This window comes from Marinobacter sp. ES-1 (genome assembly GCF_000475255.1).
Taxonomy (GTDB): Bacteria; Pseudomonadota; Gammaproteobacteria; order Pseudomonadales; family Oleiphilaceae; genus Marinobacter; species Marinobacter vinifirmus.
Genome location: NZ_AXBV01000024.1, coordinates 1 through 15478, shown reverse-complemented (window position 1 = coordinate 15478; position 15478 = coordinate 1). Strand labels below are relative to the sequence as shown.

The window sequence follows — 15478 nt, the reverse complement described above, 5'->3', positions numbered from 1 at the left end:
GGATACAACCTTATTTCCACTTGCGATGGTAGGCGCCGATGGTGGTCAGGCCACCTTCGGAAAGGCCGGAGAGGGTGTTACGCCAGGCATCCTCTACCGTGAACATGCCCGGGTGCGCCGCCAGCCCTTCCAGCGCCTGGCGCCAGGTGCGTGCCACGTCGGCAATGTAGGCGGGGCTGCGTTGCCGGCCTTCGATTTTCACCGCGCTGATGCCCAGTTCCTGCAGCTCCGGCAGGATATCCATGGTGTTCAGGCTGACCGGTTCTTCAATGGCGTGGTACACACTGCCTTCCACTTCAAAGCGGCCTTTGCAAAGGGTGGGATAACCTGCGTTTTCACCGGGGCCGTAGCGGTCGATCAGCACATCGTTCAGGCGCGACTCCAGCCCCTGCGGGGTTTCCTGCCAGCGCACGGCCTTGGCCGGAGAGCAGGCACCACGGGTGTTGGGGGATTCATCAGTGAGATAGGACGACAGATAACAACGGCCTTCCGCCATGATGCACAGGCTGCCAAAGGCAAACACTTCCAGTTCAACAGGGCTGTGTTTAGCGACACCCCGTACCTGGTCCAGCGACAATACGCGGGGTAATACGGCGCGGCGGATATCGAAGTTGTCTTTGTAGAACGAGAGGGCCTCGTGGCTGGTGGCCGAGCCCTGTACCGACAGGTGGCGGGGGATGTGCGGGTATTTGTTGGCGGCGTAGTCCAGCAGGCCCATATCGGCCAGGATGATGGCATCCACGCCGATGGATGCAGCCCGGTCTACCGCACCTTTCCAGTGCTCCCAGCCGTCTGGCTGCGGATAGGTGTTGATGGCGCAGAACACCCGGCTGCCTTTGGAGTGGGCGTATTCGATGCCCTCCCCGGCGCGTTTCTCGTTGAAATTCAGGCCGGCAAACTGGCGGGCGTTGGTGCTGTCGCGGAAACCGAAGTAAACCGCATCGGCACCATTGTCCACAGCGGTTTTCAGGGCCGGCAGGCTACCGGCAGGGCAGACAAGTTCCATTACACTCCTCCACGTGGTGAAGGAGCTAACCTACTGCCCCGGGCCTGCCGGCGCATTGACCATTGTCAGACCGGGGTCAGATCAGGTCATCATCGTTGTTGCGGGCCCGGCGGACATCCCGGGCTACCGCGCCGCAGATCACGCCCAGCACCACCAGGGTGATGGCCGGCCACACCAGGATATAAGCACCGTAAACCAGTTCGTTTGTCATTTCGCACCCTCCGGAATCAGGCCGGCAGTGTCTTCACTGTCGGCGTCGTCATAGTCACCAACCCGTTTCTTGATCAGGTCGAAGTCAAAGCGTTCTTCCTTGCTGAGCAGGGTCATGGCGGTACACACCACGGCACTGGCACCGTAGGCCGTCAGTGAGGCTACCAACACCATGTAGTCCCTCAGGAACCCGGTGGCGAACATCAGCATGGCCACCAGTGTTATGGCACCGGCAACCAGTCCTGCCGCGCGGCCAAAGAAACCGAACACCATCATGCCGATTACCACGGCCCCGCCGACAGAAGCCAATACTTCAAAGGCCAGCACAGTCATACCGGTCATTTCCAGCAGCTCAAACCGGGCAATGCAGAACAGTGCCATGGCCACCACCACCGACCAGGTGAAGGCGGAATTGGTGACCCTGTCCCAGTAGCAACTGACGATCACCGGGAACACGATGGCACCCCAGAGTGCGCCGACGAACACCAGCATCACCAGGATATCCAGCGAGAAGCTGGCAAAGATCAGCCCCGCCACGGTAGCCACAATCATGGTGATTCGGCCAACCAGCATCATCACTTTCGGGTTTGGGTTGTCCTTGGCGATGTTCTTGCCGTACACATCCGCCATCATGATGGTGGACAGTGCAGACAGGTCAGAATCCGCCGTGGATGACAGCGAGCCGATCACCAGGATAAAGAACAGCGCCACAAAGAAGGGCGACAGGTAGGTAGACACCATCTGCGGAATCAGGTTGTTCATCTTGCCGTCGATGGGTTCGACGCCTACCGACAGCGCCATCAGGCCAATCATGCCTAGGCCGATCACAATGGCGCCGTAGCCTACGGTGGCGGTTACGAAGGTGGATTTGATGTTGTTCTCGCGTACTGCAAAAAGCCGCTGGGAAATGGTTTGGTTACCGATGGCATAGGCCAGAACCGCCACAAAGAAGGGTGCACCCTGGTTCATAATGGCTTCCACCGAGAACAGGCTGGCCTGTTCGTCGGTCATCTTACTCAAGCCCTCTACCATCACACTGGGGCCGCCGGCAGAAAACAGCACGGCCGGAATGATAATGATGGCAATCGCCATCAGCGCCACCAGCTGGGCAAAGTCGGTAAACACCGAGGCCCGGAAACCGGACGTCAGCGTGTAGGCCAACACGCCCACACCGGCCACAATCACACCGGTTTCGAACGACAACGGCGACAGCACCGACACCAGCGCACCGGCGGCCGTGAAGTTGACCATCAGGCTGATAATGCTGCCCAGCACGTTGGACCCGGCCAGGATCAGCTGGCTGGAAGAACCATGACGGGCGTGGATAAGCTCACCCAGGGTATGGCCGTTGGGGGCCAGCTTGCGGAACCGGCGGCCGAAGGGGTAGATGAACAGGATCATCAGCGCGCCCCAGAGGCCATAATGGACCGGCCCGGACACCCCGTAGGTGTACCCGGAGGTAGCTGCCGCGTAGAAAGACGCAGCCCAGATCCAGGTGGCGGTCATACTGGCCGCGCCCATACCGAAACCGACATGGTGGCCGGCTACCATAAAGCCGGAGGTATCTTCTTTTTCCTTGCGAATCAGCAAGGTCAGTAGGTAGGTACCGCCGTAGAAGGCGGCAAGCAGTAACAATACGGTGATTGCCGAAAATTGGGTAAATCCGTTCTCGTTCAAATCTCAACCTCTGTTCAAAACGACAGAAACCCACCGGCCGTCTGCAACGCACTGGTTGCTCGCCAGGGTGGAGCCATTCGTCTGGAAAGTCCGCACACGCGGAGGTGTTGCAGCGGGGCAACGAAAGGTGGGCAGGGGCGCCCGGAGGTCAGACTTGCTAAGGGAAGCTCAGATGGGCCAGCAGGCCACGAAAGTCTTTAGATGTCATGGTATTTTCTGTCCTCTTCACCACAAATAGAAACAGCCCGGAGGAGGGAGCGCCAAACCATACGCATTTGGCACCCCCTAGTCCAGTCTTTAGAGGACAGAATATTAGTGTACGATCAGATAATCCGTGAGAACCGCTGGCTGGCGCCCTCTTTACGGTACAGGTCGAAAATCTGGCAAATGGCCCGGATCAGCAGCCGCCCGGCCGGCTGAACCTGCAGCACGGAACCGGAATCCGCAATCAGCTCGTCCTGGATCATCGGCTTCAGGCGACTCATTTCATCCGCGAAGTAGCGGTCGAAATCTTCGTTCCACTTATCGGCGAACTGCTTGCGATCGAGCCGGAACTGGCAGATCAGCTGACCGATCACCCAGCGGCGGATGCGGTCGTCGCGGGTCAGGCCTACGCCACGGATGATGGCCAGCTGGCCGGCATCGACGGACGCTTCCCACGACGGCAGGTCGTGGTTGTTCTGGAAGTAGGCATCGTCGGTCTGGCCGATAGCAGACACACCCAGAGACACCAGGTCGCAATCGGAGTGGGTGGTGTAACCCTGGAAGTTCCGGTGCAGGCGGCCTTCGCGCTGGGCCACCGCCAGGCTGTCGTCCGGCTTGGCGAAGTGGTCCATACCGATGTATTCGTAGCCGGCTTCCAGTAAACGGTTGATGGTGTTGTGCAGAATGGTCAGCTTCTGCTGTGGGCTCGGCAGGGTATCCGCCTGGATCCGGGTTTGCGGGTAGAAGCGATCCGGCAGGTGCGCGTAGCTGAACACCGAGAGGCGGTCCGGAGACATCTCGATCACCGACTCCAGGGTTTCGGCAAAGCTTTCCGGAGTCTGGTGCGGCAGGCCGTAGATCAGGTCCAGGTTGATGGAGCGGAAACCGATACGGCGGGCTTCGTTCAGCACTGCTTCGGTCATCTCCCGGGGCTGGATGCGGTTTACCGCTTTCTGCACTTCCGGGTTCACATCCTGCACGCCCAGGCTGATGCGGTTGAAGCCCAGCTCCCACAGGGTCGACAGGGTATCTTCGTCCACTTCGCGGGGGTCGATTTCCACGCTGTAGTCCCGCTCATCGCCGGACTGCAGGTTAAACAACTCACCGTAACCAGCCATCAGGTGCTGCATCACATCCCGGGGCAGGAAGGTGGGTGTGCCACCGCCCCAGTGCAGCTGTTGGACGGGCCGGTCGGCACCGAACAGTTTCGACTGGATGGCCGCTTCTTTCAGTACCCGCTCCACGTAAGGCATGGCCTTGTCGCGCTTCTTGGTGATTACCTTGTTGCAGGCACAGTAGTAGCACAGGTGCGCACAGAACGGCAGGTGGGTGTAGAGCGAGATTGGCCCGCCGGAGGCCTTGCTGCGGCCTGCCGCTTTAACCATGTCTTCAATGGAATAGCTCGGGGTGAACTCCACCGCCGTGGGGTAAGACGTGTAGCGGGGGCCACTCAGATCATATCGGCGGATGAGCGCCTCGTCCCAGATAAAAGCGGGCAGGTTGTTTGCTGCAGCAGTATCAGAAGCCATAGTAAAACTCTAACGTCGAATAGGATTGGCATGCCGGAAAGCGCGCATTATGCCTGACCGGCGGCTGTCACGATTTGATGCGAATCAGCTGAGTGTATCAGCTTAACCAATGAACCACCCTTGCGCCCATGGCGTATTCTGCCTACCTCTAAAGGATAAACTCAGCCGGAGCCCGACATGGCCAATCTCATCCTGATTCTGGGCGATCAGCTCAGCCCCCGACTCTCTGCCCTGGATGGCGCAGACAAGGAAAACGACCTGATCGTGATGGCCGAAGTTCACAGCGAAGCCAGCTACACCAACCACCACACGAAGAAGCTGGTCTTCATATTCAGCGCCATGCGGCACTTTGCCCAGGAACTGGAACGCGAAGGCTGGCGGGTGCAGGACACCACCGGCGATAAGGCCTGCCCGTTCAACAGCCTGTACTGGCACTTCATTGACCGGCACCGACAGGATTTTGCCAACAATCCACGCATGACCATGATGTACCGGAACTGGGACAAACAAGCCCCGGAACGCCGGCAAGCGATTCTGGCCTGGGCCGAAGAGCTGTTAAAGGACATCGAAAACCTGTGAACCGGGCCCGGCTGCCAGCAGAAATATTGCGCTATCACTGCTATGCTTCTGGCACTTTTAACAAATTGGTCACAGGGATGCTCGCCAAACTATGCAGATTCGGTCTCTGACAATCGGATTGTTTCTGGCTGTGGCTGCCGCCCAGGCGGCAGCGGACCATCGGGTTTACACCCTCTACACCTTTCATTCCCCGCCCTACCAATACGCCAATGAGACACCCAATGGCCCGGAGGTTGCCGGGGAAACCGCAGACACCATACGCTGCGCCATGGAACAGGCCGGAGCCCATACCCAGATCAGACTGGTCCCCCAGAACCGCGCCCTGTATTCGCTGAAGCGCAACCTGGTGGACGGCTACTTTGCAGTCGACCGCTCACCGGAGCTGGACCAGAGCGCCTGGGCAAGCCACCCGGTTGCCCTGGAGAAATGGCACTGGTTTTATACCGGCGAGCAACCGGTACCCGAAAACGCCCGCATTGGCGTGGTGGGTGGCAGCAATGAAGAACTCTGGCTGAGGCAGCAAGGGCTCGAAGCCTTTGTTGCTGTGGGCAGCGCCAGCCAGTTGCCGGCATTGCTGAAACGAAAACGCATCGACCTGGCCCTGCTGGACGAGCGAGTGATGTCCGGGCTGCGGGAAAAGCAGCCGGAGCTGCATCAGGGTATTCAGCACACCTTTCTGCGCTACGCCCCGTTACACCTGTACCTGAACCCGCAATTTGTCACCCGGCACCCGGATTTCATGAACCGGTTTAACCTCAGCCTGCCCGCCTGCATGGGTTCCCAGACACAATTATCCGGCGAGGAGCACCAGCAGGTAACCAGGATAGCCGGAGAACTGGCCCGCAGCCTGGCAGGCGAGGTAGACCTGCAAAGAGCCCTGCACCAGGGCAGCCACTACAACACCGTTACCGACATCCTCACCCAGGACACCGTCTGGCAGGCACTGGCCCCGGCCAGCATGACACCCCTGGCCCGCCAGATTCTGGAACTGCCAGCCTCCCGGGCCCTGGCACACTGGCAATCGGAGCACAGTCCTCTGGTTACCGAGATTCTGTTGATCGACAGCCAGGGTGCCCTGTCAGCCATGAGCCAACTGTCCTCCGATTACTGGCAGGGGGATGAAGCAAAGTTCCAGGACCTGGTAGAAGAAACCAGCCAGGGCTTAACCCGCAAGCAAGACTTCTGGGCATCCCCGATTCGCTACGATGCATCCACCAGCCGGTTCCAGGTGATCGTCAGCTTTCCCCTGCCGCTGGACGAGCCGAACAACGGCGTGGAAGGCGTACTGTCGATCGGGCTTGCTATCGAAGAAGCCCTGAAAGGCGCCAGCGATTAAGGCGGACCTACCTCACAGGCCAGCACCAGAGCCCAGAACTCCGAGAAATCATTCACCACCACATCCGGTTTATCCGGGTGTTTGTGGGTGCCCGGAAAAATCCGGTTCAGCCAGGGCAAGTCCCATTGGGCGCCGTTAAAGAATACCGCCGTCATCCCTGCCCGCTTGGCCGCAATCACATCCGTGGTGGAGTCTCCCACGTACCAGACGCTGGGGTCCGGCGGGTAATCCAGCTTCTGTACTGCCAGTAACAGCTGGTCCGGGTGCGGCTTGCGCAAGGGGGTGTCGTCTCCGCACACATCCACCTCAAACAGGTGGGTCCAGCCGGTGTCTTCCACCGCAGCCAGTTCGTGTTCGAAGAACTCCCGGTCCCGGTTGGTAATCACCCCCACCTGTATCCCCAGCCGGTGCAGGCCCTCCAGCACATCCCGCACCCGGGGCTCGAACGCTTTCACCGTGCCGTAGTGGTTGCGGTAATGATGGTTGAAGGCCTTGTGGGCAATCTGCTTGGCGTCCTGGTCGTCGCCGAACAGCACTTCAAAAATATCCGTGCGAGAGATTTTCCGGTCTGCCTTCACTTTCGGGTGTAGCTTGGCAAATTCGCGCACGTACGCCACCAGCCGGGCATCTTCCGGGGTCTTGCTGTCTTCCGGCGCTACCATCCGGTCCATCAGTCCCAGCTTGTGGAAGTCCGGCAACATGTCGTCCACGGCGTGGTACATGGCATCGAGGGTATCCACCAGCGTGGCGTGCCAGTCGAACAGGATCACCGCCGGGCGAATCAGCTTCACTACCGCCGGGTGCCAGTCCGGCTCGATCCGGGGCTCCGGCCGCTCCGGTGCCGGGAAAGGCTTCGGGCGCACTTCTGCCGGGCTGGCGCTGAACGCATCCGGTTGCTCCCGCTCCAGCAGCGCCATCAAGTCCATCAGGTCTTCAAAGCTGTCCAGAACGGCGGCCGGTGTATCCCGCCTGGTGAACCAGCTGTCGATACGTTCCGGCTCCCAGCAAGCGCCGTTGTAAAACACGCCAGACACGCCCGCATGGTGGGCGGTGAGCATATCCACATAGCTGTCGCCGATGTACCAGGCCTTCTGGTCTGCCGGCAGCCCCAGTTGCTCCAGCACCTTCAGGATCACTTGCGGGTCCGGTTTGTATTCGGTGACATCATCGGCACACACGGTGGCGTCAAACAGGTTATGCCAGCGGCCTTCGTCCACCATATCCAGTTCTTTGTCCAGGAACTCCCGGTTACGGTTAGTGGACACCGCCAGCTTGATGCCCATGGCCTTGAGGGCCGACAGGTACTCGTAGGCGCCGGGCTGGAACGGCTTAACCTGGCCAAAATACTTTCGATAGGCGTTGTTGTAGGCTTTGTGCGCCTGCAACTTGGCCGCCTTGTTGTCGCCGAAGATGGCGTTGAAGATATCCGTGCGGGACACCCGGCGTTCCGCCAGAATGCGCGGGTGCAGGCGACGGAAAATGCGGATGTAGCGTACCAGCCGGGCGTCGTCTTCGGTGCGGCACTGGTCTTCCGGCAAGAGCTGCTCTACCAAACCCAGCTCTTCAAGCTGGGGCAGCATCTCCTCCATGGCACTGAACATGGCATCGTGGGTGTCCACCAGCGTACCGTGCCAGTCGAAGATCAGGACCGATGGGGGCTGCAGTCCTTCGTTCAGTTTGGTCATAAGAAAACCTTTGCCGTTTCAGTCACGTATATCCATCAAAACCCATACCCTCAGTAAAAACCAAAAACCCCGGATGCACAAAAAACCACACCTGCCCGAAAAAACCTGCCCGGTCTGCCAGCGCCCCTTCACCTGGCGCAAGAAGTGGGCAAAAGACTGGGACAATGTTCGCTATTGCAGCGAACGCTGCCGCCGCGCCCGGAGCACGCAGCCATGACCACAGTGGTCTGGTTCAAGCGGGATCTACGCACCCGCGATCACGCCCCGCTGGTGGCTGCCGCGACTCTGGCTGAACCGGTGATTCCGTTGTACGTCATTGAAGACGAATACTGGCAGCAGCCAGACACCAGCGGCCGGCAATCATCGGAATACCCTGCCCCGGAAACAGAAAAGCCTGAGCAGCTTCCGCTCCCGCCTCCAGTGTTTATATTCCAGAAACTTGAAGACGAGCCGGAGCTGGAGTTCCGCGCCATGCACCGGGAACTGGAGGGCATGAAAACCGGGCCGAACAATTCCGAACGGCTACAGCGCTGGCAGCAAGGGCAAACCGGTTGGCCTTTGGTGGATGCCTGCATGCGCAGCCTGCAGCACACCGGCTGGCTCAACTTCCGGATGCGGGCGATGCTGATGGCCGTAGCCAGCTATCAACTCTGGCTGCACTGGCGTGATCCGGCCCTGCAACTGGCGCGACTGTTCACCGATTTCGAGCCGGGCATTCACTATTCCCAGGCCCAGATGCAATCCGGCCTGACCGGCATCAATGCCCTGCGCATCTATAATCCGGTGCTGCAAAGCCAGAAGCTGGACCCGAACGGCGAATTTATCCGGCGCTGGATTCCCGAGCTGGCCGGGGTACCCCGGGAAATGATCCATACTCCCTGGTTGATGACGCCTACCCAGAAAGCGAAGTTCGGCGGCAACACCTACATTGCCCCGGTGTGCGACCATGAACAGGCGGCCCGGGCAGCGCGCAAGGCGGTGGGCGACTTCCGAAAACAACACATAAGCCGGGAAGAGACTGGCCGGGTGCTGGACCGCCACGGCAGCCGCAAGGGGCCGCACCAAACACGGCCGAAAGCGGCAGCCAAGCAGACACAGGACAACCAGCTGTCTTTATTTGATTAAATCACTCAACGGAAAAACAACAAACTCCAAGTTTGTTTACCGCCCTCTCTGGCTCTGCGCCTGGTTCTCCAGCATCTGTTCCATCATCAGCTGCATCTGATCCATGCGCTGCTCCATCATCTCCAGGCGCTGATCAGCGTCCATGCCGGAACTACCTGCCTGGGCACCGCCGGCATTGGCAGACTGCTTCCGGGACTGATTACCCATTCCACCCTGGCCACTTCCCATCTGACCCTGCCCCTGACGCTGCCCCATCATTCCCTGACCCGGGCCTTGGCCTCTCATGCCGCCACGCATCATCTGCATATGCTGCTGCATGTATTCCATATGCTTTTCGCGAATACGCTGGCGCTCTTCATCCGACTTCGCATTGCGCATTTCCTGCCTCATGGCCTGCATTTGTGCCATGTTTTGATTCATTTGCTGCATCTGCTCCTGGTTCATCATGCCACCACGGGGCATCTGACCGGCATTCCCCTGGGCAAAAACCAGCAGTGGAGCCGAAACGAGAACAGAGCAGGCGATTAAACGTGTAAAGCGGTTCATAAGATCCTCCTTTGCATCGATGATGATCGACATCCCTTACAGTAAACACCATAAAACTGAATTAAACCTGAAACCTCGTTAACCAAAGACATCCGAACGCGCGTGATTTGATGCAAGTCATCCTGGCGCACACTGATCAGACGCCGAGCCTTACATCAGACCGACACCGAAACGCTTCATGACCAGTGCAAGCCCCCCGAAACACACCACGGTGAGTACCGCACTGCCCGCCAATGATGGCCAAAATCCTAACCGCGTCAGCAGGAAGGGGAACACCAGAAACATGGGCAAGGTGGGCAGTACGTACCAGAAGGTGTACCAGGCGTGGTTGGCAATCTTTTCGCCTGACTGATGTTCCAGGTACATCCAGACCATCGCCAACACTGTGACGGTCGGCAGCGCCGCAATCAACGCACCGAGCTTATCGCTGCGTTTTGCCACTTCAGAAATCAGCACCACCAGTGCGGCGGTGATGGCGTATTTGGTGATCAGCCATGCCATTCGTTTTCCCCTTCGCAATAAAGAGTCTTGACCTTACAGTAACTAACAGGTTTTCTAATAGCACCATCACATTGATGAACCGGAGCTGTGAATGACGGAGTCCTGCAAAAACGACTGTAGCGGCAAAAAATCTGCTGCAGAAGAAATACCCCAGTCCGATATCCCCACCGCCACGGGTGAATGGTTGAGCCGCTACCGCATTCCAAAAATGGACTGTCCATCTGAAGAACGAATGATCCGCATGGCACTTGGGGGATTAGGCGCTGTTCAGGGGCTGTCATTCGATTTGCCAGGCCGTAAGCTTGAAGTTTTGCATAACGGACAAGCCGAGCCAATTACCGAAAAGCTGGCCACTTTGGGGCTGGGTGCGGAACTCCAGGGTACCCGCAAGGCAAGTGCAGAGGCCCTTCAGGGGGCCTCCACCTCTGGAGCAAACCCGCAACAGGAGGCCGGCACACTGTGGATACTGCTGGCCATTAACGGCCTGATGTTCGTGTTTGAGATGGTCATGGGCCTGATGGCCCAATCAGCCGGCCTGGTTGCCGATTCTCTGGACATGTTTGCCGATGCGGCCGTGTATGGACTGGCACTTTATGCGGTGGGGCATGGGGTAAAAATGCAGGTTCGCGCCGCTCACATAGCGGGTGTTCTGCAGCTTGTTCTGGCACTCGGCGTGCTGATCGAAGTCGGCCGGCGATTTGTGTTTGGCAGTGAACCAGAGTCCATGCTGATGATGGCCATTGCCTTTCTGGCTCTGATCGCCAATACCGCCTGCTTGTTGTTAATTTCCAGACACCGGGAAGGCGGCGCCCACATGAAGGCCAGCTACATATTTTCAGCCAACGATGTGGTGATCAATCTGGGCATTATCGTTGCCGGGGCACTGGTTGCCTGGACCGGTTCCAACTATCCGGATCTGGTTATCGGTACCATCGTCGGCCTGATTGTTCTCAACGGCGCCCGGCGTATTCTGGCCCTGAAAGGCTGAATTACCAGCCCAAACAAATGTTGCCATAGAGGTAAGAATGCACAGTCACGACCACGGCCACGATCACAGCCATCACTTCGACACCCATAATCGCGCCTTTGCAATCGCGATCATCCTCAACACCCTGTTCGTAGTTATTGAAGCGACCTATGGCGTGCTGTCCGGTTCTCTGGCGCTCATCGCCGATGCTGGCCACAACCTCAGTGATGTCATGGGATTGATCCTGGCCTGGGTTGCCAGCTGGCTGGCCAGCAAGGCTGCGTCATACAGCAAAACTTACGGTTTGAAGAAAACCACCATTCTGGCAGCCCTGTTCAACGCCCTGATACTCATTGCGGCGGTCGGTGGAATTACCTGGGAGGCGCTGCAACGCCTGAGCAATCCTGCTGAGGTCGCAGGCCTGATTGTGGTTATCGTTGCCGGGATCGGCGTCCTGATCAACGGCATCACCATGCTGCTGTTTCTCAAAGGGCAGAAAGGGGATCTCAACATTCGCGGGGCGTTCCTGCACATGGCCGCCGACACGGCAGTGTCGGTGGGCGTGGTGATCTCTGGCACAGTGCTGATGTTCACCAATCTCCACTGGATCGATCCGGTCATCAGTCTGGTTATTGCCGTGGTTATCTTCCTGGGCACCTGGCAGCTGCTGAAAGAATCCGTCAACCTGGCGGTCGACGCCGTACCCAAGGGTATCGACCCCGCCACGGTCCGCAAGCACCTCGAACGCTTGCCAGGCGTGCAGTCGGCCCACCACCTCCACATCTGGGCCCTGAGCACGACCGAAAATGCGCTGACCGTTCATCTGGTCAAGCCGGACCCGGAAGGCGATGACGAGGCCATCCACCAGGCGTCATCCATGCTGGCGGCCGACTTCAACATCCATCACACCACCATTCAGTGGGAACGGGGAGGCGCCCCTTGCCCGAACGGGACAACCCACTGAACGGATGCCCTAGAGCGCCAGAGAGATCATCACCGGGATAAACGCCAGGCCGAACAGCGTCGTCAGCAGAACCGTGCCCGCGGCCTGCTTGGGCGAAGTATCCAGTAAGGTTGCAATTACCACCGTATTGGCCGCGATCGGCGTGATGGAAATCAGGAACATGGCCTGGTGCACAGCCGGCTCGTAGACGCCCAGAATCGTGGAATCGACCCACCAGAACAGGATCGCCACCAGCGGCCAGACCACAAACTTGCCGAAAAACGCCAGCGCCGTGAACCGGACGTTACCCGCCAGCCCCCAGAAGCTGGTAATGCTCATGCCGATAATCATCATGCCCAGAATGCTGTAGGCGCCGCGCAGGTTGTCGAACAGCGGCACGAAGATGTCCGGAATGCCCACCCCCGCCAGGTTCAGGGCCACGGCCGCCAGGAAAGCGTACACCGAAGGCAGTTTGAGCACCCGCCAGAGCGCATCCTGGATACTGTATCGGCCCCGGGCCGCCAGGTAGAAGCCCACCGAGTTCTCGAACAGCGTGGTGCCCAACATGCACACGATATAGAGCCCCAGCCCTTCTTCTCCGAACAGCAGCAGCGCCACCGGCACCCCGAAGTACCCGGTATTACCGGAACCCACGCACAGGGGGATGATGTTGGCACTGCCATCGGTAAGGACTTTCCTCGCCAGCTTCAGCTGAACAATGCCCAGTAACGAGGAAATTCCAAACACCAGGAACGGCAACAGGATGACTTCCGGCGACAGCGGCGCCGCCATGACACCGGAAAACACCACAGACGGCGTGACGATGTAGAGCATGATGCCGGCAATGTGCCGGCCGCTGGCCTCCAGGTAACGGCCGGCAATCCAGCCTAGCCCAACCGTGACGTAAAGCGGGATCAGCTTGAAGAAAAGGGCAAGTGCAGCGGCCATCGACACTCCAGATGGGCAGATTGTTTACAGACAGGATGGCGGCGCAGTCTATCACCTACCCATCTGGAGGTAACTCCCCGGCGCAATAGTGAAACACCGGGCGTTCTTTAATAATCATCAACAGCATTAGGAATGCATCTTGATATCCTAGTGGGGCAGTCAGGTATTTAAAACAACCAAGGAGAGAGACCAATAAGTACAGCCCAGACGGCCGCTACGTGTACTTCGGCTCCCGGGATGGCTGGATTACCAAGTACGACATCTACAACCTGAAAGTCGTGGCTGAGGTTCGCGCCGGCATCAACATGCGTAACATTGCCGTGTCTGCCGATGGCAACTACGTGCTGGCCGCCAACTACCTGCCCCATTCCATGGTGCTGTTCGACGCTGCCAACCTGGAAATGCTGGATTTCATTCCGGTTGAGAACGATGCCGGCGAAAGCTCCCGGGTGAGCGCCGTGTATACCGCACCACCCAGAGGCAGCTTCATCGCGGCATTATGTCTGGAACAAGATCAATTACGAGGAAGGGAGCAGTCACTGAGCCGACTGTGGCACTTTACGCTAACCCAACAAGACGCAGCCTGCATCATTGGAGCAGACGCAGCTTGTGGGGGGATGCCTCCTGAAACACGCTCCTTGCGGCACATCCCTATGGCGCTTGGGCTCCGCCATCCATGGCTCCGCACAGTTTCAGGAGGCATCCCCCCACAAGCCGCTTTCCGGCACCGAGTAATCGTTATCGATTACGTCAAATATCTTTAATCATATAAGTCATTTCGGATGTATGTTTTTTGGTAGCATAATTGACCTACGCCAATGCAGCGAAGGTTATGTTATGAACAGCAGTTTCCGACCACCAATGGCATCCGCGCCCTGCCTGCTGGGTGACGACCACCCGGACATTATTCATCACGACACGACACCCACCGAGGTCGCCCTGCTGAATGGCCTGAGCCGTGCCTTCGGCATTTGCCTGAATGAACAGCAGAACAGCCCTGAGGCCCTTTTCCTCGGCGATATCGCCCGCCTGTTTCATCAGTGTCGCATTGACGCCGAAACCCCGCTGGAAAAGCACGACCGGCCCTGGGCTAATGTGTACCTGATCCAGTACGGCGTACTGCGGTTATTTCGGGAATCGCCGGCTGGCAAGGTCGCGATTCATCATTTCTTTACCGAAGGCGACCTGATCTGGCCGGTATTCGGGCGCAGCAGAACGGTGCGTAATACCCTGTGCCTGACCAGCGTATTGCCGGCCACAGTCTGGGTGGCGGATTTCAGCGCGTTCCGTTCGGCCATCCAGAACCATGGCGACGGGCTTTGGCATAAGTTCGCACTGGTGCTGACCGAGGAGATTGCGGAGCTGACCAGCATGCGGGAATACCGCAAACACACCATGCCGGCGAACGAGCGCTACCAACTGCTACTGGATGAGTACCCGGAGCTGGTCAAGCGGGTGCCGGACAATCAGCTGGCGTCATGGCTCGGTGTGGTGCCCGCCACTTATTCACGGTTAAAGGCTGCCAGTACGAAAGCCGGCAGGCGGGCATAGCGAGTAGGGTGAGGCGTTACCGCCTCATCCCTCTCACAGAACCGTACATACGGGCCACGTATACGGCTCATGCCATTAACTTACCCCGAACTCGGGGACAGTGATGCCGGTTTTGACCTTCGCAAGATCCATCAACTTCAGGTCATTTTGCAGGTAGGTGTTGGGTAGAGCCAGACTGGCCAGTGGAGATGCCGCATTGCGCCAGCTTTGCATCCGGATGTGCCGGAACGGGGGTTTGTAGCCCAGTTGTTTCAGCCTCCGATGCAGCCGGCCCGGCTTCTTCCACTGCTTGAGTTGGATGCAGCGCAGTCGCCGTCTTAACCAACTCATTACCTGCTTCAGCACCCGCGCGCAGTTGGCTACCCGGAAGTAGCTGACAAAGCCCCGCAGCACAGGGTTCAGCTCGCGGATGATCGCCGCAAGCCCAATGCCCCGGTTTCGCCTTGTCAGCGCTTTCAGCTTCTGCTTGAGTTTCACCACCTTCTTGGCCTGGATGCGGGTGTGGTTCGTGTGAATCACCACGCCCAGGAACTTCACCCCCTCATCGCTGTGGGCGATGTGGGTCTTGGTGGCGTTCACCGTCAGCTTCAGCTCCCCTTCCAGGTAGCTTTGGGCCACCCGTAACGCATTGCTCGCCCCAGCCCGTGAAGCGCACAGGATCAGGATGTCGT

Annotated in this window: 15 protein-coding genes and 2 pseudogenes; 8 read left to right on the top strand and 9 right to left on the bottom strand. The window is 58.6% G+C overall.

Annotated features, from left to right (window positions below):
• Positions 1 to 10: 10 nt before the first annotated feature.
• The 4 genes from ubiU to hemN form a co-directional block, all read right to left on the bottom strand.
• A complete protein-coding gene (ubiU, locus tag Q668_RS01715; protein WP_022987858.1) occupies positions 11 to 1006 on the bottom strand; it encodes a ubiquinone anaerobic biosynthesis protein UbiU in 996 nt (331 codons plus the stop codon).
• 76 nt (positions 1007 to 1082) lie between these two features.
• On the bottom strand, positions 1083 to 1217 hold the full coding sequence (locus tag Q668_RS17370; protein ID WP_022987857.1) for a putative transporter small subunit: 135 nt from the start codon (positions 1215 to 1217) through the stop codon (positions 1083 to 1085).
• Positions 1214 to 2893 (bottom strand): sodium:solute symporter family protein, encoded by a 1680-nt coding sequence (locus Q668_RS01710; RefSeq protein ID WP_022987856.1) that lies wholly within the window; start codon positions 2891 to 2893, stop codon positions 1214 to 1216. The genes Q668_RS17370 and Q668_RS01710 overlap by 4 nt, the downstream gene beginning before the upstream one ends.
• Positions 2894 to 3216: 323 nt before the next feature.
• Positions 3217 to 4626, bottom strand: a complete 1410-nt coding sequence (hemN, locus tag Q668_RS01705) for an oxygen-independent coproporphyrinogen III oxidase (protein WP_022987855.1) — start codon at positions 4624 to 4626, stop codon at positions 3217 to 3219.
• A gap of 177 nt (positions 4627 to 4803) precedes the next feature.
• On the opposite strand from hemN, the pseudogene Q668_RS17720 reads away from it, so the two are divergent.
• Positions 4804 to 5010 (top strand): annotated as a pseudogene (locus tag Q668_RS17720) (cryptochrome/photolyase family protein); the annotation flags it as partial.
• 286 nt (positions 5011 to 5296) lie between these two features.
• The gene (locus Q668_RS01695; RefSeq protein ID WP_022987853.1) at positions 5297 to 6541 is read left to right on the top strand and encodes a substrate-binding periplasmic protein; all 1245 of its coding nucleotides are present in this window, start codon (positions 5297 to 5299) and stop codon (positions 6539 to 6541) included.
• On the opposite strand, the gene Q668_RS01690 is transcribed toward Q668_RS01695, so the two are convergent.
• Entirely contained in the window at positions 6538 to 8226 is a 1689-nt protein-coding gene (locus tag Q668_RS01690) for an HAD family hydrolase (RefSeq protein ID WP_022987852.1), read from the bottom strand. The two genes, Q668_RS01695 and Q668_RS01690, sit on opposite strands and share 4 nt — an antisense overlap.
• Before the next feature lie 73 nt (positions 8227 to 8299).
• On the opposite strand from Q668_RS01690, the gene Q668_RS01685 reads away from it, so the two are divergent.
• Positions 8300 to 8443 carry a DUF2256 domain-containing protein gene (locus tag Q668_RS01685; RefSeq protein ID WP_081697541.1) on the top strand — a complete coding sequence of 48 codons (144 nt, stop codon included), beginning with the start codon at positions 8300 to 8302 and terminating at the stop codon, positions 8441 to 8443.
• The gene (locus Q668_RS01680; protein WP_022987850.1) at positions 8440 to 9351 is read left to right on the top strand and encodes an FAD-binding domain-containing protein; all 912 of its coding nucleotides are present in this window, start codon (positions 8440 to 8442) and stop codon (positions 9349 to 9351) included. Before Q668_RS01685 ends, Q668_RS01680 begins: the two co-directional genes overlap by 4 nt.
• A gap of 36 nt (positions 9352 to 9387) precedes the next feature.
• Here the strand turns inward: Q668_RS01680 and Q668_RS01675 are convergent, their stop codons facing one another.
• Both Q668_RS01675 and Q668_RS01670 read right to left on the bottom strand, forming a co-directional pair.
• Complete coding sequence (locus Q668_RS01675; RefSeq protein WP_052009654.1) at positions 9388 to 9897, bottom strand: hypothetical protein; 510 nt, start codon at positions 9895 to 9897, stop codon at positions 9388 to 9390.
• 150 nt (positions 9898 to 10047) lie between these two features.
• Positions 10048 to 10398: a DUF3147 family protein gene (locus Q668_RS01670; protein WP_022987848.1), complete on the bottom strand. Its 351-nt coding sequence runs from the start codon at positions 10396 to 10398 to the stop codon at positions 10048 to 10050.
• Positions 10399 to 10489: 91 nt separating this feature from the next.
• On the opposite strand from Q668_RS01670, the gene Q668_RS01665 reads away from it, so the two are divergent.
• Both Q668_RS01665 and Q668_RS01660 read left to right on the top strand, forming a co-directional pair.
• Positions 10490 to 11386, top strand: coding sequence for a cation transporter (locus Q668_RS01665; RefSeq protein ID WP_022987847.1), 897 nt, complete (start codon positions 10490 to 10492; stop codon positions 11384 to 11386).
• A gap of 37 nt (positions 11387 to 11423) precedes the next feature.
• Positions 11424 to 12329 (top strand): cation diffusion facilitator family transporter, encoded by a 906-nt coding sequence (locus Q668_RS01660; RefSeq protein WP_022987846.1) that lies wholly within the window; start codon positions 11424 to 11426, stop codon positions 12327 to 12329.
• Positions 12330 to 12338: 9 nt separating this feature from the next.
• On the opposite strand, the gene Q668_RS01655 is transcribed toward Q668_RS01660, so the two are convergent.
• The gene (locus Q668_RS01655; protein WP_022987845.1) at positions 12339 to 13256 is read right to left on the bottom strand and encodes an AEC family transporter; all 918 of its coding nucleotides are present in this window, start codon (positions 13254 to 13256) and stop codon (positions 12339 to 12341) included.
• Positions 13257 to 13450: 194 nt separating this feature from the next.
• On the opposite strand from Q668_RS01655, the pseudogene Q668_RS16730 reads away from it, so the two are divergent.
• A pseudogene (locus Q668_RS16730) lies at positions 13451 to 13756 on the top strand (cytochrome D1 domain-containing protein); the annotation flags it as partial.
• A gap of 337 nt (positions 13757 to 14093) precedes the next feature.
• Positions 14094 to 14807 (top strand): Crp/Fnr family transcriptional regulator, encoded by a 714-nt coding sequence (locus Q668_RS01645; RefSeq protein WP_036218882.1) that lies wholly within the window; start codon positions 14094 to 14096, stop codon positions 14805 to 14807.
• A gap of 75 nt (positions 14808 to 14882) precedes the next feature.
• Here Q668_RS01645 and Q668_RS01640 read toward each other — a convergent pair.
• A partial coding sequence (locus tag Q668_RS01640) for a group II intron maturase-specific domain-containing protein (protein ID WP_022987842.1) occupies positions 14883 to 15478 on the bottom strand: 596 nt, incomplete at its 5' end.